Origin of the sequence: Streptomyces sp. NPDC056061, from assembly GCF_042266885.1 — a bacterium.
Taxonomy (GTDB): Bacteria; Actinomycetota; Actinomycetes; order Streptomycetales; family Streptomycetaceae; genus Streptomyces.
Genome location: NZ_JBHJWQ010000015.1, coordinates 127317 through 151242, shown reverse-complemented (window position 1 = coordinate 151242; position 23926 = coordinate 127317). Strand labels below are relative to the sequence as shown.

The window sequence follows — 23926 nt, the reverse complement described above, 5'->3', positions numbered from 1 at the left end:
CGAAACCATGTTCCCGTCAAGAGCACGGGGCCGGCTCCGTACACGACTCGCGTACCGAACCAGCCCCGCACACAACATTGTTGACGCTACATCATGAATTTCCGACCGGTCGTACCACCATCGCCGAACCGCCGCCCCGGCGCTCCTTCTCCGCGGCCGCGAGCCACCGGCCGTCCGGCAGACGCTGTACGCCCGTCGCCGCCCCGATCTCCGGGTTCTGCGTGAAGGCATGTCCCAACGCCTCCAGCCGGGCGCGCACCGGACTGTTCCACAGCCCCGGTTCGATTTCCGTCCTGGCCGCGTTGCGCTGGCTGGCGCGCGGCGCGGCGATGGCGTCGACCAGGGGCATTCCCCGGTCCACCGTGCCGATGAGCGACTGGAGCACGGTCGTGATGATCGTGGCACCGCCCGGCGATCCCAGGGCCAGCACCGGTCGGCCGTGCTCAAGGACGATCGTCGGCGAGATGGACGACCGCGGACGCTTGCCCGGTCCGGGCAGGTTCGGGTCGTGGACGGCCGGGCTGGCCGGCGCGAACGAGAAGTCCGTCAGTTCGTTGTTGAGCAGGAAGCCGCGCCCCGGCACGGTGATGCCACTGCCTCCGGTCTGCTCGATCGTGAGGGTGTAGGCGACGACGTTGCCCCACTTGTCGGCCGTCGTGAGATGGGTGGTGTTCTCCCCCTCGTACGTCGTCAGGGCGGCCGGGCCGCCGGTCCGGCAATCCGCCGGATGCCTCGGATCGCCCGGCGCGAGCGGGCTGGTCAGCACCGCGTCGTCCTTGATCAGGCACTCCCGCGAGTCGGCGAACCGCTGACTGAGCAGCTGCCGCGTGGGGACGTCCTCGAACGCCGGGTCACCGACCCAGCGTCCCCGGTCCGCGAACGCGATCCGGCTGGCCTCGATGTAGCGGTGCAGGTACTGCGCCTCGCTCAGCTTCGAGAGGTCCGTCGACTCAAGAATGTTGAGCGCCTCGCCGACGCTCGTGCCGCCGGACGAGGAGGGTGCCATGCCGTACACGTCGAGGCCGCGGTAACGCACCTCGGTCGGGGCCTGCCGCAGCACGCGGTAGGACCGCAGATCCTTGACGGTGAGATCGCCGGGCCGCACCACCCGGTCGGCCTTCGGGTCCACCGGTGGGGTGCGCACGGTGCGCACGATGTCGTCGGCCAGTGCTCCCCGGTACAGCTCGTCGACGCCCTTGCGGCCCACCAGCTCGTAGGTGCGCGCCAGGTCGGGGTTCTTGAAGACGGAGCCCACCACCGGCAGTCGGCCGCCCGGCAGGAACAGCTTGCTCGTCGCCGGGAAGTCGGCGAACCTCTCCTCGTTGCTCTCGGTCTGCGAGCGGAACGTGCTGTCGACGACGAAGCCGTCCCGGGCGAGCCGCACGGCAGGCTTCAGCACGTCCCGCAGCGACTTGCTGCCCCAGGCATCGAGGGCGGCGTCCCAGGTGGCGGGGGTGCCGGGGGTACCCACGCTCAGCCCGCTGGTGACGGCGTCGGCGAAGGCGATCGGCTTGCCGTTCTCCAGGAAGAGCGAGGCGTCGGCGCGGCGCGGGGCGGTCTCCCGGCCGTCGATCGTCTCCACGGTGTGCTTCCTGGCGTTGTAGGTGACGAAGTAGCCGCCACCTCCGAGTCCCGCCGAGTACGGCTCGGTGACCCCCAGTGCGGCCGCCGTCGCGACGGCGGCGTCCACCGCGTTGCCGCCCTTGCGGAGCACTTCGATCCCGGCGGCCGAGGCATCCGCGTCGACGCTGGAGACGGCACCTCCGTACCCCACCGCCACCGGGGACTTGGGGGTCGGCGCGGCAGGTGGAGCGGGCGACGAGGGCGAGGGGGCGGCGGCCCCGACCGTGACAACGGCGGCGACGACCGCCGACAACGACACATTCCGCGCGACGGATCGTCGCATGCGTACCTCCAGTGAAGGATTGTCCGCCGCAGGGTAGCGCCGCCCCGCCCGCTGCGTCAGGACCGCCGTGGGCCCGGGCCCGAATGCCCGCTAGCATGCCCGCCCATGAACGACGACATACGCAACATCGTGCTCGGCGTGATGGCCACCGGTGTCAGCGCCTCGCTGGGCTGGATCGCGCGCACCTGGCTCTGGCGCCGCAGACTCCGGCGCAAGCAGGCGTTCTTCGGCCTGCCGGGCAACTCCGAGTGCATGCTCGTCGTCAACCGCGACTCGGGCAGCGACGGCGCCGTCCGCCGCTACGACGTCTTCGCCCTCCTCGAACTCTCGGCACTGATCAAGGACTGTTCGGCGCACGCACAACTCGTGGCACACGATGTCGCGCAGGGATTCGGGGAGCGCACCGAATTCTGCGTCGGCGGCCCGGTGTCCAACCGGCGGATGGCCGCCCATCTCCAGGCGCTGCTGCCCGGTGTGCGCATCAGCACCGTCACGGAACCCGGTCCCGACCGGAACGCCTTCCGGATCGGCACAGAGACCTACCGGGTGGAGAAGGGCGTCACCGAACACGTGCTGCTGGCCAGGCTGACGTTCGATCAGGAGACTCGTCCGGTCTTCCTGTTCTGCGGTCAGCGCGCGGTGAACAATCAGGCCGCCACCCGCTATCTGGCCCGGAACCACGAGAAGCTGGCCCGTCGTTACGGGAGCGGCTCGTTCTGCCTGCTGCTGAAGGTGGTGAACTCCGGTTCCTACGGCCCCGATGTGGTGGAGTTGGTGGCCGATGTGACCCGGGCCGCGCAGACAGCCGTACCGGAGCCGCGCCCCTCGCACCCGGCGACGGGCTGAACACCGATCCCGGCACGGACCGGGCCCCGCCCACATGTGGCTCGTTGCACTCCTCCTGCCGCTTCCACCGCCACTGCCCGGAAAGCCCGCTGCCCGGCAGCCTCCCGCCCCGGGGGGGATGGGGCACCGGTGACGGCCGGCACATCACGATCGGCCAACTCCTCCAGCACACAAGCGGGTTATCGGACCACATGGATGCACTCGACGCGCAGCCGCCGGCCCGCTGGGAACAGCACGACTTCGCCTCGCGCGAGGTGGTCGCGCTCGCCCTGGGCCTGCCGCACCCCACCGGCCGGTGGACGTACTCCACCACCGACTACATCATCCTCGGGATGCTCATCCAGCAGGTCACCGGCCGCCCCGCCACCGAGGGGACCACTCGCCGCATCATCCGGCCGCTCGGCCTGCGCGACACCTACCGGCCCGGGACCGAACGCGGCACCCGCGGCCTCCATCCGCACGGCTGTGCGCTGAGCCGACGGCACGGACACACTGTGCGCATCGACGCCACCCGTGCCAATGTGACCCCGGGTGGCACGGTGGTGCCCTCGTCTCCACACCGGCGGACGGGAACCGGTTCTCGCCGCCCTGTTCGGCGGCCGTCTGTTGCCTCCTGCGTGGCTGGCCCGCATGCCCACGACGGTTCCGGTCGCCCCGGGCCGGGTGTGGCCCGGGGCACGCTACGGGCTGGGGCTGGTCTCCACCCCGTTGCCGTGCGGCGGCCACTACTGGGGGCACGGCGGCGGCACCCCCGACCTCTCCACCGCGGGCGGGTCGCGCCCGACGGACGGCGCGTCCAACTCGTCCTCAACCAGGACGTGACCACCGAGCAGGCGTTCCACGACGAACGGCAGACGGTGGAGCGGGCCCTCTGCGAGAACCGCTGATCCTCGAACCGCCTCCTGCCGCCGCGCACATGCCACCGGTACCAGTCCACAGGCCGTCGGCCGTCGCAGCCCGAGGCCCGCACCGCAACCGCCCGGCCCACGCCCCGTCGTCCCACAGCGTGCGAGGCCGGGCCGGCACCAGAACGCGAAAGGCTCCAACCGCCATGCCCGGAAAACACGTGGCATCCACCTCGGCCGAGACCGCTCGCACGAACTCCCCCGCCCCGACCGCGGGCACCCGTGTCCTCCCCGCCCGCGCACCACACCCGTCATCGCCCTGTTGACCGCCCTGTCCACCACGGCGCTCCGCGGCACCCTCGCCTTCACCCCGGCAGCGGCGCCGCCTTCCGCCGTGCCCGCGCACGAGGCGCCCAGGTTCGCGTTCCCTCCGGTACCGGCCGGCCTCACCCACCGGCACGTGCGCCGGCCCACGTGCAGCCGGGGCCCGTCGGACGATGTCGGCAACACCCTGGGAGGCCGGCGCCCACTGCGCCGCGCTGCGTGTGCCCCTCGACATCACCATCTCCCGCTTGAGGGCCACCGACTCCCGCCATCGCGTGGGCGCGATGCTGCTCAACGGCGGCGGTCCGGGCGGCGGTTCGATCGATCTGCCGCCCGAGCCGGCGGTGAGGCGGCGCGGAGGGCGTCGACGGCGGTGTCAGACGGAGCAGCGGTCGGGGGCGAGGGCGCCGTCGGTTCCCATCAACCGCACCGATGCGAAACGGTCCGGGGCGCGGGCCGACGCGGCCGTGCAGATCAGTTGCTGCCGGGCGATGTCGGACAGCTTCGTGACCAGCGCGTTCAGCCGCACCGCCACTCCGTCCGGCCCCGGGCTCAGGCTCGGCCTGATGTCGCCGCGCGGAAGTTCGGTGCGCAGCCCGGCGCGGGCCTCGGTCTCGTCGGGACCGGCGAGGAGCATGGCCATCGCCTTGTCGGGAACGTTCCACGCCTGTTCCGTGCCCGTGCCGTCCGGCGGTGTCCGGACCGTCACTTCGGCCGGCCGCACGACCGGCATCAGTCGTCTGCCGGGCAGCGGGGAGACGAAGTAGAGCAACGTGCCCCGGTCGCGCCCCGGGGACACGTCCACCGTCGCCGGGTCAGCGACGTCGACGACCTCGGTCGCCTGAATGCCGCATCCGACCGACGCCGCGTCGCAGCCCCCGTTCGACCCCTTCCCGGACGGAGGGGTCGTCTTCGATCAGCAGCACGCGAGGCATGGCAGCGGTATCCCGGCGATCAAGAAGTGGGTTCGAACCGGTGAGCGGGTGGTGTGGTCGGCGGGGGGTCAGGCCCGCCGGAGCCGGCCCCGGGCCGCGTCGATCACGGCGCCGACCTCCCGCAGCCGGAGCGGCCTGGCCAGCAGCGCGACCGTGAGCAGGAGGACGGCGGTCCCCGCCCCCACCGCGGCGAAGTCCCCGAGGTCGTCGCAGGCGCGGGCGGTCAGGTATCCCAGCAGTCCGGCGGGCACGGCCGCCACCACCAGCCGGGCCTGTGCCCACAGTCCGGGCGACCTCAGCAGCGGTGTCCGGGGGCCGGCCCCGCCCGGGACCCTGCGGTGCAGCACGTACGCGGTGACGCCGAAGCCCGCGAACAGGGCCACCGAGTACGCCCCGGCCATGCCTGTCACGGCCCAGCGGACCGGCAGCAGCAGGTACGCGGCGACGCTGAGGCCGGCGTTGAGCGCCGCGATCACCAGGTTGAGGAGGAACGGGGTGCGGGTGTCGCTCATCGCGTAGAAGGCGCGGGAGAGCACGTACTGCCCGGAGTAGGCGATCAGCCCGGGCGCGAAGGCCATCATCATGCCCGCCATGACGGCGATGTCCGCGTCGTTCGTGCGCCCGTATCCGTACACCGCGCCCATCACCCACGGTGCCAGTGCGAACAGCACGGCCACCGCGGGCACCACGACCGCCGCGGAGGTGCGCAGGGCGTACGAGACGTCGTGCCGCACCCCCGCCAGGTCCGCCTCGGCCGCGGCCCGGCTCATCCGCGGCATCAGCGCGGTGACCAGCGAGACGGTCACGATGCCGTGCGGCACGACCCACAGCTGGTAGGCGTAGCTGTAGGCGGTGTAGCCGGGACCGCCCGCCACATGTTGTGCGACGGCGTGCTGGCCGGAGGCGGTGGAGAGCCGGGTGACCACCCAGTAGGCGATCTGGTTGGTCAGGACGAGCAGGACGAGCCAGCCCGCCGCGCGCAACGGTCGGGTGAGGCCGCTGCGCCGCCAGTCGAACCGCGGCCGCCAGCGGAACTTCGCGGCACGCAGCGCGGGAACCAGGGCGAGCGTCTGCACGACGATTCCGGCGGTCGTCCCCCAGCCGAGCCACCGCGCCTGCGCCGGGCGCAGCGTGCCGTCGGAGCCCGCGGCAATCCCCAGGTACGCCCCGAACACGGCGATGATCACGAGGTTGTTGAGGACCGGGGTCCACATCATGGCGCCGAACCGGTCGCGGGCGTTGAGCACCTGGCCCAGGAGCGTGAAGAGTCCGTAGAACAGGATCTGCGGCAGGCAGTAGCGGGTCAGGGCGATGGTGAGCTCGGCCTGTTCGCCGCGGTAGCCGGGGGCGTAGGCCGAGACGATCCACGGGGCGCCGACGACGGTGACCGCGGTGAGCACGAGCAGCCCGACCGTGCAGAGGGTGAGCAGCCGGTCGGTGTACGCGGCCCCGCCGTCGTCGTGGTTCCTGGCGGCCCGGACGAGTTCCGGGACGAAGACGGCGTTGAGCGCACCGCCGATGAGCAGCATGTAGAGGATGTTGGGCACGGTGTTGGCGACGGTGTACCCGTCGGCCTGGAGTCCGGTGCCGAGTGCGGCGACGACGACGGCGGAGCGGACGAAACCGGTCGCCCGGGACACGATGGAGCCGGCCGCCATGACGGCGCCGCTGCGCAGTACCGACCCCGACCGTCGCTCCGCGGACTCGACGGGGGCCGTACCGGTGGCCGTCATCGGCGTGCCAGATACGCCCGGAATGCCCGGTGCAAGGTGTTGTTGGCGGTTCCGCCCACCGATATCTCCCATTCCCCGAGGGTCTCGACCACCTGACCGCCGGTGCCGAGCTTCCGGCGCAGCAGCCCGAAGGGGCGGTCGCCGGGATCAAGAGTGGAGGGTACCCCGCGCATGTCGTGCACATCGGCGCCGAGGCCGTGGGCATCGAGCATCATGCGCCACTGGAGCGCGTTGCTGGGGCGGACCTCGCGGCGGTGATCGGCGGACGCGCCGGTCTGGTACCAGACCCTGCGACCGGTGCTGATCATGGTGTGGGCGGCGAGGATCTCCCCCTGGTGGACAGCCGGGTAGAGCCGCATCCGTCCGGGCTGTTCGGCGTTGAGCGCGGCGTACTGCCGCTGGTAGTACGCGAGGGATCGGCCGAGCCGGAAGCCGTCGCGCTCCTCGGTGATCCGCAGCAGCCGGTGGAACTCCGGCAGCTCGGCCGCGCCGCCGACGACGATCCGCACCCCGGCCTTCTGCGCCTTGCGGACGTCGCGCCGCCACTCCTGGTTGAGCCCGGACCACAACTCGCCGGGCGTCCGGCCGGTGAGCGGCACCCGGAAGACGTAGCGGGGCTGTGCGTCGGCGTCCGCGCCGGAGTCGCTGCCGCAACGGCGCCAGCCGCGGGCCCGGAGGCGTTCGGCGACGGCCGCGCCCAGCGGGTCGACCTCGGTGGCGAGCACGTCCCCCACCCTGCGGCCGGGGCCGGTGGCCGCCTTGAGGCGGGCGGTGTCCCAGCGCCGGTACGCCGGTGACGGTCCGATGCGGACGGCGAAGGCACCGGCCCTGCGCAGGTGTCCCATCAGGGGCCGGAGCCAGCGGTCGATGCCGGGGTCGGCCCAGTCGAGCACCGGACCCTCGGGCAGGTACGCGAAGTACTTCCGGGTTCCCGGTAGTTGCCGGTAGAGCACCGGGGCGGCCCCGGCCGGTTCGCCGCAGTCGCCGTGCCAGCCGATCGTCTCGGCGGACCGCTGGTCCTTCACTCCGGCCCAGGACGGGTACTGGAGGAAACTCGCATCGGTGCGCGTGGCCAGGAATGCCTGGTGCTCCGCCGCGGTCAGAGTGCGTATCCGCAGCTCCTCGTCACGGCAGCGGTCTTCGGTCGCGAGCAGCGCTGACATGGGGCGTGACCCTCCCTGTTCCGCCCCGCCACCGGATCCGCGGGGTCGCAGAGGATGCTCACAGCGATCCGTGACCGCGCCGAGCGACGCATGTGACCGGACGATGACCGTTGCGCTGCGACCGATGTCACACAGGCGTTTTCCCGTTTTTCGGGTGTTTTGCGGAACCTATGGTCGGATGCATTCCTCTTCCCTCGTCGAAGAGCACTGCCTTGGAGGTCATCCCTTGTTTCCCGCACGCCGGCGCATACGCCGTACCGCTCCGCTCGCCCGCCCGGCCCGGCTCACGCTGATCTTCGGCACCGCGGTGCTGGGCGTCTCCCTCACCGCGTGCTCCGGCGCCTCCGCGTCGGACTCGGCGACGGGCGAGGGGAAGGCGGCGGGCAACGCCTCCGCACACGACACCAGGATCTCGGTGAACCTCCGGGGCACCGCGGCCGCTCCCGGACAGCCGGTGAAGGTGGCCCTCGCCGCGGGAAAGCTGAGGGCGGTCACGGTGGGCGCGGCCGGGGGAGCCGCGCTCACCGGCCGCATATCCGCCGACGGCAGGACCTGGACGTCGGACCGGCCCGCCGCACCCGGCACCGCCTACCGCGTCGAGGCGAAGGACACCGAGGGCGGCAGCGACCGGGCCGAGTTCACCACCGTCGCGGCCGACAAGGTCAACAAGCTGACCCTGGCCCCCGGAAAGAACACCACGGTCGGCATCGGCCAGCCGCTGTCGATCGTCTTCGACAACCCGGTGAAGGACCGGGCCGCCGTGGAGAGGGCCCTGAAGGTCACCACGTCGAACAACACCAAGGGTTCCTGGGGCTGGCTGCGGGACTACTCCGGCAAGGACCGTGCGGACTGGCGGCCCGAGGAGTACTGGAAGTCCGGCACGAAGGTCACGCTCGACGCCGATCTCAACGGCATCGACTCGGGCCCGTCCGGCGGCTGGTTCGTCCGGGACTACCGCACCACGTTCACCATCGGTGCCGCGCAGGTCGTCGACGTCGATCTGGACCGGCACCGACTCGCGCTGAAGCGGGACGGGAAGACCGTGATGGACGTGCCCATGTCGGCCGGGACCCCGGGCGGCGCGAAGGCGTCCTGGCGCGGCACGGCCGTGTTGATGTCCAAGGAGGGCACGATCAACATGCGCTCGGAGACGGTCGGCCTGGGCGACGCCTACGACAAGATGGTCGACTACTCGATGCGGCTGACCTGGTCGGGCATGTACGCGCACGCGGCGCCGTGGAACGCCGGCTACTTCGGGGTCGCCAACCGCAGTTCGGGCTGCGTCGGGATGAGCGACGCGAACGCCGGCGAACTGTACCGGCAGGTGCGCGTCGGCGATCCGTTCGAGATCAGCGGCGCGGACGCCAAGGGCACGGTCGCCGAGGGCAACGGGTACGGGGCGTGGAACGTGTCGTGGGCCGACTGGCAGGCGAAGAGCGCTCTGCGCTGAGCCGCGCGCGGCCGGGGGACGGCCCGCGGACGCGGCCCGCCGGTCACCGCCCCGCACGAACGGTGCCGGGTCGCGCCACCCGTCCCCGGCCGGTCACCGGCCCGTCCCGGTGACCGGCACGGTCGGCCGGATATCGAGCACGACCCGGCCGGCCGCAGCTGACCTTCTTCTCGTCCTTCCGGCGGACCCGTCGGACGCGTCCGTGGCATCGGGCGAGAAGTGATCACCGGCTGCTGCCGGACGGGCACCGTTCCTCGGGACCTCTCACGGCGGTTCCCCGGCCCGGCCGTGTCCCCGATTCGTCCTTCTCCGTGCGGCCCGGCCCCCGGCCGGACGGCGCCGATTCGTCGACACGGTCTACCGCGCTCCCGGCAGCAGCGTTCCCGGTTCGGCCGGTGCCACCTCCACGGCCTTCGTCTTCGGGCTGCGCCGCTCCTGCCTGGCCACCCAGGTGGCGAACCAGGAGAGCAGCATGCACATCCCGATGTAGATCGGCGAGATCACCATCACCACCGGGATGAAGGGGAGATCGTAGTCGAGATTGGACGCGATGAGCTTGCCCGCGTGGAGGAACTCCTCGTAGGTGATCAGAAAGCCGAGCGAGGTGTCCTTCAGCGCCACCACCAGCTGGCTGATGATGGTGGGCAGCATGGCGCGCACCGCCTGCGGGGCGAGCACGTACGTGGTGACCTGGGTCTTGCGCATCCCCAGGGCGTACGCGGCCTCGCGCTGGCCGCGGTCGACGGAGTTGATCCCGGTGCGGAACACCTCGGCGAGCACCGAGCCGTTGTACAGGGTCAGACCGGTGACCAGGGCGGGCAGCGGCTGCACCTTCAGCGCCACGAAGACGAAGAAGATCATCACCAGCACGGGCATGGCCCGGAAGAACTCGACGAGCGCCGTGGCGAGCCACCGCACGATCCGGTGGTCGGAGAGCCTGCCGACGGCGAGCACCGCCCCGAGGACGAGCGAGAACACCGCCGCGTAGCCGAACGCCTTGAGGGTGTTGCCCAGTCCGCGCAGCAGGAGTTCCTGGATTCCCTTGTACGCGAAGGGGGTCCACTTGGCCGCCGCGAACTGCCCGGTGTCCAGGAGCAGATAGACGATCCAGCCGATCAGGGCGAGGATCAGGGCCGTCGAGGCGATCGAGTAGATCCGGTGGCGCCTGAGGGCGGCCGGGCCCGGGACATCGTGGAGCGCGGTGGCGGGCGGCGCGGTGCGGGTGGTCATCGGGCGACTCCCCAACGCTTCTCCATCAGGTGGAAGAGCGCGCTGATGGACAGGGTGATGATCAGGTAGCCGACGGCGATCCAGACGAAGGTCCAGATGATGCTGTACCCCAGTTCGTTGAGCGTCTTGTAGGTGCCGAGCAGTTCGACGACGCTGAACGCCCCCGCGATCGCGGAGTTCTTGGCGAGCGCGATCAGGGTCGACCCGATCGGCGGGATCACCGAGCGGAAGGCCTGCGGCAGCACGACGTGGCTCAGCGTCTGGCCGAACGTCATCCCGAGGCTGCGGGCCGCCTCGCCCTGCCCCCTCGGCACGGTGTTGATGCCGGAGCGCAGCACCTCGCAGATGAACGCCGATGTGTAGCAGCCGAGCGCGAGGACCGCGAAGACCTTGAACGGGAGCACCAGGCCGAAGCGCGGCAGTCCGAGCAGGACGGCGAAGAAGAGCAGGGTCAGCGGGGTGTTGCGCAGCACCGTGACCCATACGGTGCCGAGGGTGCGGAGCGAGCCGACGGGCGCGACCCGGCAGGAGGCCATGACGAAGCCGAGGAGCAGCGCCAGGACCGAGGAGTAGACGGTGAGTTCGAGGGTGCCGAGGAACCCCTCGCCGTAGAGCGAGAAGTTCTGGGTGAGCACGTCCATGCCGGTTTCCGTCCTCTCAGCTCGCCGGGTAGCGGTCGATGGGTGGCGGGGTCGGCGCGGGTGCTCCGGACAGGCCGAGGGTGGCCTCGAACGCCTTCTTCCAGTTGCCGTTCTTCTGGTTGGCCTCCAGCGCGTCGTCGAGTGCGAACCGCAGGGCGTTGTCGTTGCGCGGGACGCCGATGCCGTACGGCTCCTTCGAGAACGGCTCGCCGACCACCTTCAGCTCCTTCGGCGCCTTGGCCGCGAAGCCGAGCAGGATCGCGTCGTCGGTGGTGACGGCGTCGACCTGGAAGGTCAGCAGGTTGTCGACGCAGATCGAGTACGTGTCGTAGGAGACGAGGATCGCCTTCGGGTAGTCGGCGGCGATGCGCTGGTACGGGGTCGAGCCCGCCGCCGAGCAGACCGTCCGGCCCGCCAGGTCCTGGGGGCCGTTGATGTCGTGCTCGTCGGTGCGGACGAGCAACGACTGGCCGGCCATGAAGTAGGGGCCGGCGAAACCGACGAGCTTCTTGCGCATGGGGTTGATGGTGTAGGTGCCGACGTAGTAGTCGATCTGGCCGTTCTGGAGCGCCGTCTCGCGGTTGGCGGAGGCGATGGTCCGGAATCTGATGGTCTTCGGCTCGAAGCCGAGCGACGCCGCCATCATCCTGGCGATCTCGATGTCGAATCCGGAGTAGGCGCCGGTGGCCGGGTCCTTCTCGCCCAGGTACGGCTGGTCCTCCTTGGCCCCGACGCGGAGGTATCCGCGCTTCCGCGCCGCGGTCCAGGTCGGTGATCCGGGCAGCCGGAATTCGGTGTCGACCCGGTACACGGGCAGTTGATCGGCCTTCGGCCCCTTCACCGGCGGGCTGCCCTCCTTGCCGCACCCGGCGGCGAGCACGGCCAGCAGCAGACCGGCGCAGACGGCCGGAAGTCTTCTCGTACGCAACGCGGAGCCCCCGTCAGTGCTTGAGGATCTTGGACAGGAAGTCCTTGGCGCGGTCGCTCTCCGGGGCGGTGAAGAACGCCTCGGGACTGCGGTCCTCGACGACCGAGCCGTCGGCCATGAACACCACGCGGTTGGCGGCGGAGCGGGCGAAGCCCATCTCGTGCGTGACGACGACCATGGTCATGCCGTCCCGGGCGAGCTGCCGCATGACCTCCAGCACCTCGTTGATCATCTCGGGGTCGAGTGCCGAGGTGGGTTCGTCGAAGAGGAGGGCCTTGGGGTCCATGGCGAGGGCCCGTGCGATGGCCACCCGCTGCTGCTGCCCGCCGGAGAGCTGGGCGGGGTACTTGTCGGCGTGCGCGGCGAGCCCGACGCGCTCCAGCAGTTCCCGGGAGCGCCGGTCTGCCGCGTCCTTCTTCCGCCCGCGGACCTTGAGCTGGGCGAGCGAGACGTTGGCCAGCACGGTCTTGTGTGCGAACAGGTTGAACGACTGGAAGACCATGCCCACTTCCGCCCGGAGCTGGGCCAGCAGCCTGCCCTCCTCGGGAAGGGGTCTGCCGTCGATCACGATGCGGCCGGACTCGATGGTCTCCAGCCGGTTGATGGTCCGGCAGAGCGTCGACTTGCCGGAGCCCGAGGGGCCGATGACCACCACCACCTCCCCGCGGCCGACGGTGAGGTTGATGTCGCGCAGTACGTGCAACTGCCCGTAGTGCTTGTTGACGTCCCGCAGTTCGATCAACGGATCGACGGCCATGCGCTGCCCCACCCACATTTCGCTTTGTCGAGGTCAGCGCAAACTATCCAGCGAGAAAAAGGACTTCACCGTCGACACGCATAAATGGGGCATAAGGCTTCTTTTTATGTTTTATGGAAAAGCGCTACCCCTCGGCCGACTCCGCGTACACCTGCGACAGCTCCGGGCTCCCCGTCATCGCCCAGTCCAGCCCGGCCTCGACCACGTCGATCTCCCGCCCCGAGGCGAGGTGCACCACGGGCCGCCCGCTGGGCCAGATGTTCCAGACCGCACCGGGAACATTGCGCACCAGGACCGTACCGAGGTACAGCCCCGCGTCGTTGCCCAGCCAGGGCAACTCCTCGGGGTCGTCGCGCCAGCGCGGCGGCAGCTGGTCGAGGGCCGTCAACGAGGCCGGGCTGTCGTCGAGTCGGAGGCCGCGCCGCTCCGCCCGGACACGCAGCAGCTCGCACTCGGCGAGCAGTTCGGCCACCCCCTCGGGATCGGCCGCCACGGCGGAGGCGAGCACCTGCCCCTGCGTACCGTCATGACGCTTACGCCAGTTGTCCAGGAAAGGGATGTTCATACCACTCAGGGTCGCATCCTCCGCGTCGTACGCACCACAGGCGCGCGGTCCGCCGTACGCGCCCCGCCGGTCGTGCTGCCCGCCCGCACGCCGCGTCCGCGACCGGCGGTGGGCCGAACCGAAACGAGGTGGCAGCATGCGGAGGCCGGCTGGTAGCTTCGGCATCATGTCCAGCCCCGAGGCGAACAGAGGCTAGCCACCGGTCCGCCGGTGGCCCGAACCCTGTCGCGTATGCTCCCCCGCGGCCGTCCCGGCCCCGGGCGCTGCCCGCTTCCCGGTTGCCGCCGCAGGACCACCATGGTGTGGGCCGCGTGTTCCTCGTCTGCGCGCGTGCGCAGTTCTCCCGCCCCGGCGTCCGCCGCCCGGCCGGGTCACGTCCCGAACATCCCGGACGTTCTTCCGCGTTGCCGCCCGTCGTGACGGGCGGGCGCGGCCCACACCCCATCGCTCGGTCCGTCCGTCAGTCGTTCTTGGGGTTCCTTCATGCCATTCGCCGTGTACGCACTCGGCCTCGCCGTCTTCGCCCAGGGCACATCGGAGTTCATGCTGTCCGGGCTGATCTCGGACATCGCCGCCGATCTCCACACCTCGATTCCAGCCGCGGGGCTGCTGACCTCGGCCTTCGCGGTCGGGATGGTGGTCGGGGCGCCGTTGACGGCGCTCCTGAGCCGCACGTGGCCGCGCCGCCGCGCCCTGTTGTTCTTCCTCTGCGTCTTCGGCGCCGTCCATGTCGTCGGCGCGCTCACCCCCGGCTACGGGGTGCTCCTGGCCACCCGGGTCGTCGGGGCACTGGCGAACGCCGGTTTCTGGGCGGTGGCGCTGGTGACCGCGGTGTCGCTGGCCGGCCCCGGGGCCCGGGCACGTGCCACGTCCGTGGTGGTCGGGGGTGTCACCCTCGCCTGTGTGGCGGGGGTGCCCGCCGGGGCGGCGCTGGGCGGGGCCTGGGGGTGGCGGTCGGCGTTCTGGGCCGTGGCCCTGGTCTCCGTTCCGGCCGTCGTCGTGATCGCCAGGACCGTACCGGGGACCCGGTCCGAGGCCGTTCCGGCGCACGCCCGGGTCGAGCTGCGGGCGCTGGCCCGTCCGCGGCTGCTGCTGACACTGCTGACCATGGCCCTCGTCCAGGGGGCGACGTTCTGCGCGTTCTCGTATCTCGAACCGCTCGCCACCCATGTCACCGGACTCGGCCGGGGCTGGGTGCCGGTGCTGCTCGCCCTGTTCGGTCTGGGGTCCTTCATCGGTGTCGGCGCCGCCGGGCGGCTCGTGGACAGCAGGCCGGTGGGCGTCGTCGCGACCGGACTCGTCGCGCTCGCCGTCGGCTGGACCGGGTTCGCGCTCACCTCGGGCAGTCCGGCCGCGACGGTCGCCTTCGTCCTGGTGCAGGGGGCGTTCGCGTTCGGCACCGGCACGGCGCTGATCTCGTGGGTGTTCCGGGCGGCGGCCGACGCACCGACGCTGTCCGGCTCGTTCGCCACGTCCGCGTTCAATGTGGGCGCCGCGCTCGGGCCGTGGTTCGGCGGGCTCGCGATCGACGCCGGGTTCGGCTTCCGCGCGCCGCTGTGGGTGAGCGCCGCGCTGATGGTCCTGGCCCTGGTCGCGGCCCGGGCCGCGCTGGGGGCGCGCCGGGCCGCCGACCCGGAACCGGACGGGCTCCCCGCGCTCTGACACGGGGGACGACGGGGCCCCGCCCGGCGCTGTACGGGCGGGGCCGTCCTGGTCGGAGCAAGCAGCCAGCAAGCGGGACAAGGACGCCCATCACCGTATCGGCCACCACTGACAACGGCCGCCGTCGGTCGCGGGGGCGCCGGACGGTCCGCGGCCCGGCCCCTCGGCGGTTCCGGGCCCGTCGGCTGCGGGGGACGTCAGAGGTCGAGGTCCACGACCACCGGGGCGTGGTCCGACGCGCCCTTGCCCTTGCGTTCCTCGCGGTCCACATAGCTGTCCCCGACCGCCGCGGCGAAGGGCGCGTTGCCGTAGACCAGGTCGATCCGCATGCCCTTGTTCTTCGGGAAGCGCAGCTCGCGGTAGTCCCAGAAGGTGTAGGGGCGGTCGTACTTGAGCGGGCGCGGCACGACGTCGGACAGGCCCTCCTGACGCAGTGCGGCGAGGGCGGCGCGCTCGGCCGGCGTGACGTGCGTGGCCCCTTCGAAGAGAGCCGGGTCCCAGACGTCCTCGTCGGTCGGGGCCACGTTGAAGTCGCCCAGGACCGCGAACGGCCGCGCGCCCGCGGCGTCCGCGGCAACCGCCTTCTGCAGGGCCTCGAACCAGCGCAGCTTGTACGCGTAGTGGGCGTGCTCGACCTCGCGGCCGTTGGGCACGTACACCGACCAGAGGCGGACCGGGCCGCAGGTCGCGGAGATCGCCCGGGGCTCCTGCACGCCGTCGTACTCCGGACCGCCGGGCAGCCCCGGGACGACGTCGGACAGGCCGACCCGGGAGACCAGGGCGACCCCGTTCCACCGGCCGGTGGCGTTGACCGCGGACTCGTAGCCGAGCTCGCGGAGCTGCTCCGCCGGGAACTGTTCGGCGGTGCACTTGGTCTCCTGGATGCACAGCACATCCGTGCCGGTGCTCTCCAGCCAGGCCAGCAGCCTCGGGAGCCGGGCAGTGATCGAATTGACGTTCCAGGTGGCGATGCGCATGTGGACAAACCTAGCGGTCCGCGCCGACAGTCGCCGGGCCGGTCGTGTTCACAGGGCGGTGGAGTCCCCCGGGGCGAGCCGTCCGTGGTCGGCCCCGCCGAGGCTGCCGATCTGGTGGTCGTAGATCGGCCGGGCGAGATCGGTGAGCAGGGCGTCGTGGATGTCGATGGCGCGGCGCGGAGCGACCTCCCGCACGTAGTCGATCACCTCGGAGATCTTGTTCCAGGGGGCCATCACGGGGAGCATCAGGGTGTCGACCGGCCGGTCGGGGACGGTGAGCGCGTCGCCCGGGTGGAAGACCGAACCGTCCACCAGGAAGCCGATGTTGGTGATTCGCGGGATGTCCGGGTGGATCACCGCGTGCAGTTCGCCGTGGACCTGTACGACGAAGCCCGCCGCGTCGAACGTGTCTCCGTGACCGACGGTGCGGACCCGGCCGGGGAACGCCGCGGAGAGCCGGTCGGCGACACTGCGCAGGGTCCACACCTCGACGGCCGGGTCGGCCTCCAGCGCTGCACGCAGCCGCTGCTCGTCGAAGTGGTCGGGGTGCTCGTGCGTCACCAGGATCGCGTCGGCGCCGAGGGCGGCGTCCTGCTCGGAGAAGGCTCCCGGGTCGATGACCAGCGTCCGTCCGTCCTTCTCCAGCCGGACGCAGGAGTGCTTCTTCTTGGTGAGGGTGAGGTGCGCGGGGTTCACGGCATTCATGGGCCCCATCCTGCTACGGACGGAGCGTCGTTTCCTCCTGGATCACGGACTGGGCGATCGAGAACGCGGCACTCGCGGCGGGCACGCCGCAGTAGACGGCGGTCTGCATCAGCACCTCCTTGATCTCGGCCGGTCCGAGACCGTTGCGCAGGGCCGCCCTGACGTGCGCGGCGAGGCTCTCCAGGTGGCCGCCGGCGACCAGTGCGGCGAGTGTGACGCAGCTGCGGGTGCCGCGGTCCAGTCCCTCCCGGGACCACACCTCGCCCCAGGCGTAGCGCGTGACGAGCTCCTGGAAGTCGCCGGTGAAGTCGTCGGCCCCGTCCATGGCCCGGTCCACGTGCGCGTTGCCCAGGACCTCGCGGCGCGTCCGCATGCCGTGCTCGTACGGGTCGGTGTACTCGGCGTCCGCCGTATCGGGCAGATCGGCGGCGGTGATCTCCGCGACGGGCAGTACGGGGGCGGAGAGCCTCGGCATGTCGGCGGGTGCGGGAATGGCGGCGAGGGTGTCCTGCCAGGCCGCGGAGAAATGGGTGAGCAGCAGCTCGGTGACGGCCGAGGGCTGCTCGACCGGGGCGAGGTGGGAGGCGCCCGGGACGAGGGCGAGCCGGGCGTCCGGTATGCCCGCGACCAGGGTGCGGGCGTCGCCCGGCCCGGTGACCCGGTCCTCGGCACCGACCAGGACGAGGGTGGGCACGGTGACCCGGCCGAGTTGGCCGCGGATGTCGAAGGCGGCGAGCGCCTCGCAGGCGGCGATGTAGCAGCCGGGGTCGGTCGTGCGGACCATCTGCACGGCCCACTCGACGATGGCGGGCTGGGCGGCGGCGAAACCCGCGGTGAACCAGCGCTCGGGCGCGCTGCGGGCCATCGGCTCCAGACCGTTGGTGCGGACGACCACCCCGCGCTGGCGGAACTCGTCGGCACTGCCGAACCGGGGCGAGGCGGCCACCAGCGCGAGGGAGGCGACCCGGTGCGGATGGCGCAGGGCGAGGTCGGCGCCGATCGCACCCGCGATGGAGCAGCCGGCGTAGCCGAAGCGCTGGACGCCGAGGCCGTCGAGGGTGGCGACCAGCCGGTCGGAGAGTTCGGCGACGGCGGAGGCCGGGTGGGCGGGCGCACCGCCGTGGCCGGGCAGGTCGAAGCGGAGGACTCTCCAGTTCCGGATGAGTTCCGGGATCTGCCGGTCCCACATGTGCCATGTGGTGCCCAGGGAGGGGCCCAGGATCAGGACCGGAGCGTCTTCTGGCCCGTCGAAGCGGTATTGCAGGGTGTTCGGTGGTGTCTCGCTCACTCGTCAGACCCTCTCATATATCACCTGCCGCCCTCCTTCCCGGTCATCGGCACGCCCGTTCCGGGGCGCCGTGAACGGCCCGCATCCGCGGTCGGTGGCAGCCCCTCGGCGGTTGCCGTACGGCGTGGGGAGGTGGATTCCGGAGGTGGATTCCATGCGATCCGGTCGGGGGTCTCCGGGCGTGTACATCGATCGCCGAGACGCTTCCCGGCGAGCCGGGGACGTGCCGCGGGTCCGGTCCGCGGCACGTCCTTGTGTGCAGGGATCACGCATGCGGCCCGATCGCCGCCCGCCGTTGCTGCGACACCTTCCCGACGCACCTCGCATCGGCCCGCCCCGACGCCGCATGCCGATCCGCGGATCGGGGGACGGCCCTCAGCCGCGCCCATCACCGGCGCTGCGGCCGACGCCGAGTCGGCGGACGAACTCCACGGCCTCGTCGGTTCGTCCCGTGCCGCAGGTGCGGAGGATGTCGGCGAGGCCGGGGTGGTCGGGCTCCAGGATCTCCGCGGCGGCCAGGATCTCCGCGGCGCCGGCTCGGGAGTTGAGCAGTTCGCGCAGCCGCAGGACGAAGTGTGTGTCCGGGTCCCCGGCCGGACCGTGGACCGGTGACGGGGCCGGGTGGGCGGGAGCGGGCGGCAGGGTGGTGGTGCCCAATGAGTCCTGGCCGGGGGTTCGGCTGGCCCGGATGGTTGCCAGGATCTCGCGTACATCCGCGGCCGGTACGGTCCCGGCGCGGACGCCGTGGGCCAGGCGGAGCGCCGCCGAGAGACGGGCGGCGGCATCGGGGTTGGCGATCCGGGCTCGCTGGGCGCGCATGACGAGGCTGAGCATGGCCGGTGAGATCCCGAGGATCTCCGCGAGGCCGGACTGGGTCACCGAGAACAGGGTGCACAGGTCCCGGCAGAGTTCGCTGAGCGGTGCGCCGTACCACTGGCGCTGGAGTTCCTGGTTGCGCAGCGTGGTGGTCTCATCCATGGGACCACGCTAGGAGCGGTTTTTACACTTGTCAAAGAGGGTTTTCATGTGTCAATCTCCCCTTCGGAAGCCCGACCCACTTTCGACTGAACGGGATGTCATCGTGTCCTGGACGCGCACCACTTCGCTCGCCGCCGTCGTCGCCCTCGCCGCCTTCGGCCTGACCGCCTGCGGCAGCGACAGCGACCGCACCGAGGGCTCCGACAAGCCCGCCGCCACCGCCCCCAGCACCCCCGCGGCTCAGGACGCCGCCGACTCCGGCGACGCGGACGCCTCTTCGGACTCCCCCGTCGTCGCCGGTGTGAAGGCCCCGGACGACCTGCCGGGCGGCCTGCCGCTGCCGAAGGGGGAACTCACCTCCGTGACCGGGGCCACGGGCGCGTACGTCCTCACGTACCGCACGGACGACCCCGAGGCCACGCTCGATGCCTACCGGTCCGCCCTCGAAGGCGCCAAGTACACCGTGATCGACATCGGTGGCACGTTCACCGCGACCTCGGGCACGACCGCCGTACAGATCACCACCACCGCCGACACCGTGATCCTCACGCTCGCGGGCGCCTGAGGACGAGCCCCCGTGCGCCGGTACGCTACGGCGCATGGAAGCTGGGGGAATGCTCGCCGACCGGTACCGGCTGCTCGCGCCGGTCGCACGGGGCGCCCAGGGCACGGTCTGGCGGGCCGCGGACACGTGTCAGGGCGAGGACGTGGCGGTGAAGGTCATCGGCGGCGCCGACGTCGAGTCGCTGCTGCGGCTCGTGTGCGAGCAGTCGGTGCGCATCGGTCACCCCCATGTCCTCGCCCCCGTCGACTGGTTCGTCCGCGACGGCGAGGCATGGCTGGTACTGCCCCTGGTCCGCGGGGGCACGCTCGCCGGGCTTCTCGCCGACTACGGGGAACTGCCACCCGCCGTCGGCCTGCTCCTCGCGGAACAGATCCTGGACGCGCTCGTCGCGGTGCACGCCGCCGGCCTCGTGCACCGCGACGTCAAACCCTCCAACATCCTCCTCGCCGCGACCGGCGCCGCCCGCCCCCACGCCTACCTCAGTGACTTCGGCGTCGCCCGGGTCCTGCCCCACCTCCAGCTGACCGCACCCGCCTTCGTCGCGGGCACGCCCGACTACCTCGCCCCCGAAATACGTGCCGGAGCAGCCAGCTCCCCCGCCCAGGACGTCTACGCCGCCGGGCTCGTACTGCGCGCCCTGGGCGCTCCACCGGCGCTGCTCACCGCCATGACCGCGGAGCGGCCCGAGCACCGGCCCACCGCCGCGGCGGCCCGCGAGGCGGTCACCTCCGCCCGCGCGGCCCTGGGAGCCGAACACTGGCCCGTTCAGTGGCAGGACGAACCCTTCCTCGTCCCCGACCAGCTCGGCGACGCGGTCCCCGACCGGACCGGTGCCACGGTCCCCGACCGGACCGGTGACGCGCCCCGTCCCGCCACCGGTCGGTTCTCCCGTCGCCGACGTGCTCGGGCGGCCCTCGCCGTCGGCGCCGTGCTCCTCGCGAGCCTCGTGACGACGGTGGTGCTGAACAGCGGCGGCCCCGGCAGCCCGGCCGCCCCCGAGGGAGACCGCTCGTCGGCACCCCCCGCCCGCACCGTCCCCGCCGACGCCGAACGCGGCATCGCCGATCCCGAAGGACCCACCGCCTTGAGCTCCTGCCCCGCGGGCCGGGAGTACGACGTCGCCTTCAGCCCCGACGGCTACATCCTGATGTGCTCGCACGTTCCCGGCACACGCCGCTACGAATGGCAGCCGCGCACGCCCGAGGACTGACCCCGGCCGTCGCGCGAGAGCAGCGACGGCCGGGAACGGGAGCCGAGCCCTCCCCCACACGCCGCCGCCGCACGACCGCGCCGCGGGCGGCCCGGATCGGCTCAGGCCCAACCGTGGTGCCGGGCGTACCACCCGAGCCGGATCCGGGTGGAGGCTCCGGACCGCTGCATGAGGGCCTGGATGCGCCGCTGCGCGGTCCGGGTCGGTTCGTCGCAGGGATCGCCGTCCTCGTCGGCGAAGTCATGGCCGCCCAGCACTCCGGCGTCGGGGAAGCCCCCGCCGCCGAGCGCCGGGCGGTCGTAGGCGGTGCCGCTGCCGATGATGCCGACGGTCACGCCCTTGCCGGTGTGGCCCCGGCAATGGGCCTGCGGCACTCCGGTCAGGTCGGTGACGGTGACGGTCTCCCGGCCCTCGGGCCGGTCGCCGGAGGACCTGGCGGCGCCCGCCTGTGCCACGGCCTTCGCCACGACGTCCTCGGGCACGGGGACCGGGCGCTCCGGTGGCTCGTACGCCTGCGGCCGGGCGATGTCGGCGACGCCGTCGGCCGTCACGCGACGGGCCCTCGCCCGGACGGTCCCGCGCCGAGCCCGCGCTGCCTGTCGTGTCGTGTCGTGTCGTCGACATGTTCCGGCGACCGCGCCCCGCCCTGTCGGCGAGCCCTTGCCCGGCCGGGCACGCGGGCCGTGAACTGCGGACATCGCCACGCACGTCATCGACGTGTTGGGGCCGCGGGCGACGGTCGCGCTGCCGGGCAGGAGCGGGACGCGGCCGCCCCGAGCTGTTCGTTCGGGGGCGTCAGCGTCCCAGCCGGGCATCGAGCCACGTGAGGACCTCGGGGGTCACGGGGTCCGTGATGTCCGTGAACTCCTGATGCTTTTTGAGGAACTTGGCCACGTACGGGCAGACGGGAACGATCCGCATCCCGGAGGCGCGGACGTCGTTCAGGGCCTGTTCGACGAGGATCGCGGCGAGTCCCCGGCCGGTGTGGGCGTCGTCGATCTCGGTGTGGAAGAAGACCCGCCGGTCGTCGCGGTCGCGGTAGGCGGTCAGGCCGGCGCGCTTGTCGTCGACGACGATCTCATAGCGGTGACGGGCGTCGACGCGCCGGACGAGTGGGGTGGTCTGCTCGCTCATGACGGTCCTGTCTTTCGGTGCGGGTTCAGTGACGGGAGGGGTTCTTGCGGGGCGTGATGACGGCATTCGGCAGCGCGGGGGCGGGCAGCCGGTCGCCGGGGTAGCCGTCGACGCTGCCGAAACGGTCGGAGGCCCGCTCCCATTCCTCCCGTGCCTCGACGATGTCCCGGTGGCTGCGGCCGACGAAGTTCCACCACATGACGATCTCTTCGCCGAACGGCGTGCCGCCGAGCAGGACCGCCCGTGCGCGGTGGTCGGAGGTGTTGGCAAGGGTGAGCGTCGTCCGGCCCGCGGCCACATAGCCGAGTTCGGCGGGGCGGAGTACCGTTCCGGCGAGGCGGACGTCTCCTTCGTCGACCAGCAGGCCGTGTTCGAAGGCCGGGTCGACGTCGAGGGTGACGGTGGCGCCGGGGTCGACGAGGAGTTCGGCGCCGAGGAGCGGGGTGAAGGTGCGGACGGGGGAGGTCCTGCCGGCCAGTGTGCCCAGGAAGACCCTGAGTTCGGCGCCGTCGACGCGGAACGGCTCGGGGGCGTGGTGCTGGAAGTCGCGGGGGGCGTGGCGGTGTTCGTCGGGGAGGGCCAGCCAGAGCTGGACGCCGTGCAGGACGGTGGTGTCGGGTGTGGAGACCTCCGTGTGGCTGATGCCGTGCCCGCCGGTCATGAGGTTGATCTCTCCGGGGCGCACGAAGGCGTGGGTGCCCAGGCTGTCGCGGTGCTCGATCTCACCGGCGAAGAGCCAGCTCACGGTCTGCAGCCCGGTGTGCGGGTGAGGGGCGACGTCCATGCCGCCGGATTCGGCGACCTGGTCGGGGCCGTAGTGGTCGGCGAAGCACCAGGCCCCGATGAGCGTCCGGGCCCGTTGGGGCAGTGTGCGGCGCACGGTCATGGCGCGCGGACCGCCCAACGGGACGTCCCGGGCCGTGAGGATCTCGACTTCTGTGGCCTCAGCGGACTCTGTGTCACCCATCTCGTACCCCTGCCGGTATAGTTTCGATTTCAACAATCATGCAGGATGATAGTCACGACGACAGAGTCCGGCAACAGACGAAGGAGCACAGGGTGAGCGAGACGGCACAGGTGACGACGGCCCTCCGGTCCCCCGGACGGATCTACCTCGACAAGCAGAGCCCCGCCGCGTACCAGGCGCTGGTGAAGGCGGCCGACACCGTCCGTACGACCGCCACCGATGCGGGTCTCGACCGGATTCTGGTCGAGCTGGTCAACCTCCGCGTCTCCCAGCTCAATGGCTGCGCCTACTGCCTCGACGTGCACACCCGGGCCGCGCTGCGGGCCGGTGAGACCACCCGGCGCCTCGGCGTGCTCGCCGCCTGGCGCGACACCGAGGTCTTCACCGCCCGGGAACGCGCCGCCCTCGCCCTCGCCGAGGCCACCACGCACCCCACCGACGCCCTCGCCCAGGAGCAGGCGTACACCGAGGCCCGCGAGGCGCTGAGCGACGACGAGCTGTCCGCCGTGGCCTGGGTGGCCATCACCATCAACGCCTTCAACCGGCTCTCGATCCTGAGCAAGCACCCGGTACGGGGGATTCCCTCCCGCTGAGGCGGGGATCCCGGCTCAGCGCGTGCGGCCCGCCTCGACCGGCAGGTCCGCGATCGGCTGCCCGCCGATCCGCACCTCCCCCTCGTACGCGTCGGGGGCGACGTTCACCGCGAGGGCCGAGGCGAGATCGGCCGCCGCGCGCGGCAGGTGGGCGGCGATCGCGCCGAACTCCCCTGCGGCCACCTCGAATTTCAGCTCGCGCAGGGCCCCGTACCGGACGCGGTCGACCGCCAGGCCGCCGCCCGCGGGAGGCCGCCCCTCCCCCGGGGGCGCCACCGGCGGCGCGGAGAGCACCAGCGCCATCCGCTCGGCCGACGCGCGCGCGATCATCGCGTACCTGGGCATCTCCGAGAACATCTTGAGCGGTTCGATGACGAACTGCGCGAGGCATCCGGAGCCCCTTGTTCTCGCGCGGCCCGCCGTCCCCGGACGAGGGCGACCGAACCGTGTCCGACAAGTGAGGCCGGCCTGGCCTGACTTTTGAACGCTCTTCAATTGATGGTCAGTTGAGCTCACGATCCGAC

The 23926-nt window shown here is 71.8% G+C and carries 23 protein-coding genes and 1 pseudogene; 7 read left to right on the top strand and 17 right to left on the bottom strand.

Annotation, left to right across the window (positions count from 1 at the left end; all coding sequences use genetic code 11):
* Positions 1 to 91 precede the first annotated feature (91 nt).
* Complete coding sequence (gene ggt / locus ACFC79_RS21805; RefSeq protein WP_376242501.1) at positions 92 to 1906, bottom strand: gamma-glutamyltransferase; 1815 nt, start codon at positions 1904 to 1906, stop codon at positions 92 to 94.
* Between the two features lie 105 nt (positions 1907 to 2011).
* Here ggt and ACFC79_RS21800 point away from each other — a divergent pair, with 105 nt between their 5' ends.
* The gene (locus tag ACFC79_RS21800) at positions 2012 to 2752 is read left to right on the top strand and encodes a hypothetical protein (protein ID WP_376242499.1); all 741 of its coding nucleotides are present in this window, start codon (positions 2012 to 2014) and stop codon (positions 2750 to 2752) included.
* A gap of 44 nt (positions 2753 to 2796) precedes the next feature.
* Complete coding sequence (locus ACFC79_RS21795; protein ID WP_376242497.1) at positions 2797 to 3639, top strand: serine hydrolase; 843 nt, start codon at positions 2797 to 2799, stop codon at positions 3637 to 3639.
* A 658-nt stretch (positions 3640 to 4297) separates the two neighbouring features.
* Here ACFC79_RS21795 and ACFC79_RS21790 read toward each other — a convergent pair.
* From ACFC79_RS21790 to ACFC79_RS21780, 3 genes are all read right to left on the bottom strand, one after another.
* Positions 4298 to 4726 carry a hypothetical protein gene (locus ACFC79_RS21790; RefSeq protein WP_376242495.1) on the bottom strand — a complete coding sequence of 143 codons (429 nt, stop codon included), beginning with the start codon at positions 4724 to 4726 and terminating at the stop codon, positions 4298 to 4300.
* 198 nt (positions 4727 to 4924) lie between these two features.
* Positions 4925 to 6589, bottom strand: a complete 1665-nt coding sequence (gene murJ / locus ACFC79_RS21785; RefSeq protein WP_376242493.1) for a murein biosynthesis integral membrane protein MurJ — start codon at positions 6587 to 6589, stop codon at positions 4925 to 4927.
* Positions 6586 to 7752: a lipid II:glycine glycyltransferase FemX gene (locus ACFC79_RS21780; RefSeq protein WP_376242491.1), complete on the bottom strand. Its 1167-nt coding sequence runs from the start codon at positions 7750 to 7752 to the stop codon at positions 6586 to 6588. The genes murJ and ACFC79_RS21780 overlap by 4 nt, the downstream gene beginning before the upstream one ends.
* Positions 7753 to 7978: 226 nt before the next feature.
* On the opposite strand from ACFC79_RS21780, the gene ACFC79_RS21775 reads away from it, so the two are divergent.
* Entirely contained in the window at positions 7979 to 9202 is a 1224-nt protein-coding gene (locus tag ACFC79_RS21775) for an Ig-like domain-containing protein (RefSeq protein WP_376242489.1), read from the top strand.
* 357 nt (positions 9203 to 9559) lie between these two features.
* Here ACFC79_RS21775 and ACFC79_RS21770 read toward each other — a convergent pair whose 3' ends face one another.
* The 5 genes from ACFC79_RS21770 to ACFC79_RS21750 form a co-directional block, all read right to left on the bottom strand.
* Positions 9560 to 10432: an amino acid ABC transporter permease gene (locus tag ACFC79_RS21770; RefSeq protein ID WP_376242487.1), complete on the bottom strand. Its 873-nt coding sequence runs from the start codon at positions 10430 to 10432 to the stop codon at positions 9560 to 9562.
* Positions 10429 to 11073, bottom strand: a complete 645-nt coding sequence (locus tag ACFC79_RS21765; protein ID WP_376242485.1) for an amino acid ABC transporter permease — start codon at positions 11071 to 11073, stop codon at positions 10429 to 10431. Before ACFC79_RS21765 ends, ACFC79_RS21770 begins: the two co-directional genes overlap by 4 nt.
* A gap of 16 nt (positions 11074 to 11089) precedes the next feature.
* Positions 11090 to 12001, bottom strand: coding sequence for a glutamate ABC transporter substrate-binding protein (locus tag ACFC79_RS21760; RefSeq protein WP_376242483.1), 912 nt, complete (start codon positions 11999 to 12001; stop codon positions 11090 to 11092).
* Positions 12002 to 12014: 13 nt separating this feature from the next.
* Positions 12015 to 12758 (bottom strand): amino acid ABC transporter ATP-binding protein, encoded by a 744-nt coding sequence (locus ACFC79_RS21755; RefSeq protein WP_376242481.1) that lies wholly within the window; start codon positions 12756 to 12758, stop codon positions 12015 to 12017.
* A 124-nt stretch (positions 12759 to 12882) separates the two neighbouring features.
* Positions 12883 to 13323: a DUF6278 family protein gene (locus ACFC79_RS21750; RefSeq protein WP_376242479.1), complete on the bottom strand. Its 441-nt coding sequence runs from the start codon at positions 13321 to 13323 to the stop codon at positions 12883 to 12885.
* 483 nt (positions 13324 to 13806) lie between these two features.
* Between ACFC79_RS21750 and ACFC79_RS21745 the strand changes: the two genes are divergently transcribed.
* Positions 13807 to 14985, top strand: coding sequence for a Cmx/CmrA family chloramphenicol efflux MFS transporter (locus tag ACFC79_RS21745; protein ID WP_376242477.1), 1179 nt, complete (start codon positions 13807 to 13809; stop codon positions 14983 to 14985).
* A gap of 197 nt (positions 14986 to 15182) precedes the next feature.
* Here the strand turns inward: ACFC79_RS21745 and ACFC79_RS21740 are convergent, their stop codons facing one another.
* The 4 genes from ACFC79_RS21740 to ACFC79_RS21725 all read right to left on the bottom strand — a co-directional run bounded on the left by ACFC79_RS21740 (position 15183) and on the right by ACFC79_RS21725 (position 18933).
* Positions 15183 to 15962: an exodeoxyribonuclease III gene (locus ACFC79_RS21740; RefSeq protein ID WP_376242475.1), complete on the bottom strand. Its 780-nt coding sequence runs from the start codon at positions 15960 to 15962 to the stop codon at positions 15183 to 15185.
* A gap of 48 nt (positions 15963 to 16010) precedes the next feature.
* The gene (locus tag ACFC79_RS21735; protein ID WP_376242473.1) at positions 16011 to 16667 is read right to left on the bottom strand and encodes an MBL fold metallo-hydrolase; all 657 of its coding nucleotides are present in this window, start codon (positions 16665 to 16667) and stop codon (positions 16011 to 16013) included.
* Positions 16668 to 16680: 13 nt separating this feature from the next.
* Positions 16681 to 17955 carry a 4-carboxymuconolactone decarboxylase gene (gene pcaC, locus ACFC79_RS21730; protein ID WP_376242471.1) on the bottom strand — a complete coding sequence of 425 codons (1275 nt, stop codon included), beginning with the start codon at positions 17953 to 17955 and terminating at the stop codon, positions 16681 to 16683.
* Positions 17956 to 18330: 375 nt separating this feature from the next.
* Complete coding sequence (locus ACFC79_RS21725; RefSeq protein WP_376242469.1) at positions 18331 to 18933, bottom strand: DNA-binding protein; 603 nt, start codon at positions 18931 to 18933, stop codon at positions 18331 to 18333.
* Between the two features lie 103 nt (positions 18934 to 19036).
* Here ACFC79_RS21725 and ACFC79_RS21720 point away from each other — a divergent pair, with 103 nt between their 5' ends.
* Both ACFC79_RS21720 and ACFC79_RS21715 read left to right on the top strand, forming a co-directional pair.
* Positions 19037 to 19498: a hypothetical protein gene (locus ACFC79_RS21720; RefSeq protein ID WP_376242467.1), complete on the top strand. Its 462-nt coding sequence runs from the start codon at positions 19037 to 19039 to the stop codon at positions 19496 to 19498.
* Between the two features lie 34 nt (positions 19499 to 19532).
* Positions 19533 to 20708 (top strand): serine/threonine-protein kinase, encoded by a 1176-nt coding sequence (locus ACFC79_RS21715; RefSeq protein ID WP_376242465.1) that lies wholly within the window; start codon positions 19533 to 19535, stop codon positions 20706 to 20708.
* A 101-nt stretch (positions 20709 to 20809) separates the two neighbouring features.
* On the opposite strand, the gene ACFC79_RS21710 is transcribed toward ACFC79_RS21715, so the two are convergent.
* From ACFC79_RS21710 to ACFC79_RS21700, 3 genes are all read right to left on the bottom strand, one after another.
* Positions 20810 to 21259, bottom strand: coding sequence for a hypothetical protein (locus tag ACFC79_RS21710; protein WP_376242463.1), 450 nt, complete (start codon positions 21257 to 21259; stop codon positions 20810 to 20812).
* A gap of 244 nt (positions 21260 to 21503) precedes the next feature.
* Positions 21504 to 21842 carry a GNAT family N-acetyltransferase gene (locus tag ACFC79_RS21705; protein WP_376242461.1) on the bottom strand — a complete coding sequence of 113 codons (339 nt, stop codon included), beginning with the start codon at positions 21840 to 21842 and terminating at the stop codon, positions 21504 to 21506.
* Between the two features lie 25 nt (positions 21843 to 21867).
* A complete protein-coding gene (locus ACFC79_RS21700) occupies positions 21868 to 22809 on the bottom strand; it encodes a pirin family protein (protein ID WP_376242459.1) in 942 nt (313 codons plus the stop codon).
* A 92-nt stretch (positions 22810 to 22901) separates the two neighbouring features.
* On the opposite strand from ACFC79_RS21700, the gene ACFC79_RS21695 reads away from it, so the two are divergent.
* Positions 22902 to 23402, top strand: a complete 501-nt coding sequence (locus ACFC79_RS21695) for a carboxymuconolactone decarboxylase family protein (RefSeq protein WP_376242457.1) — start codon at positions 22902 to 22904, stop codon at positions 23400 to 23402.
* 24 nt (positions 23403 to 23426) lie between these two features.
* Here the strand turns inward: ACFC79_RS21695 and ACFC79_RS21690 are convergent.
* Positions 23427 to 23789: pseudogene (locus ACFC79_RS21690) on the bottom strand (ABC transporter ATP-binding protein); the annotation flags it as partial.
* Positions 23790 to 23926: the final 137 nt, after the last annotated feature.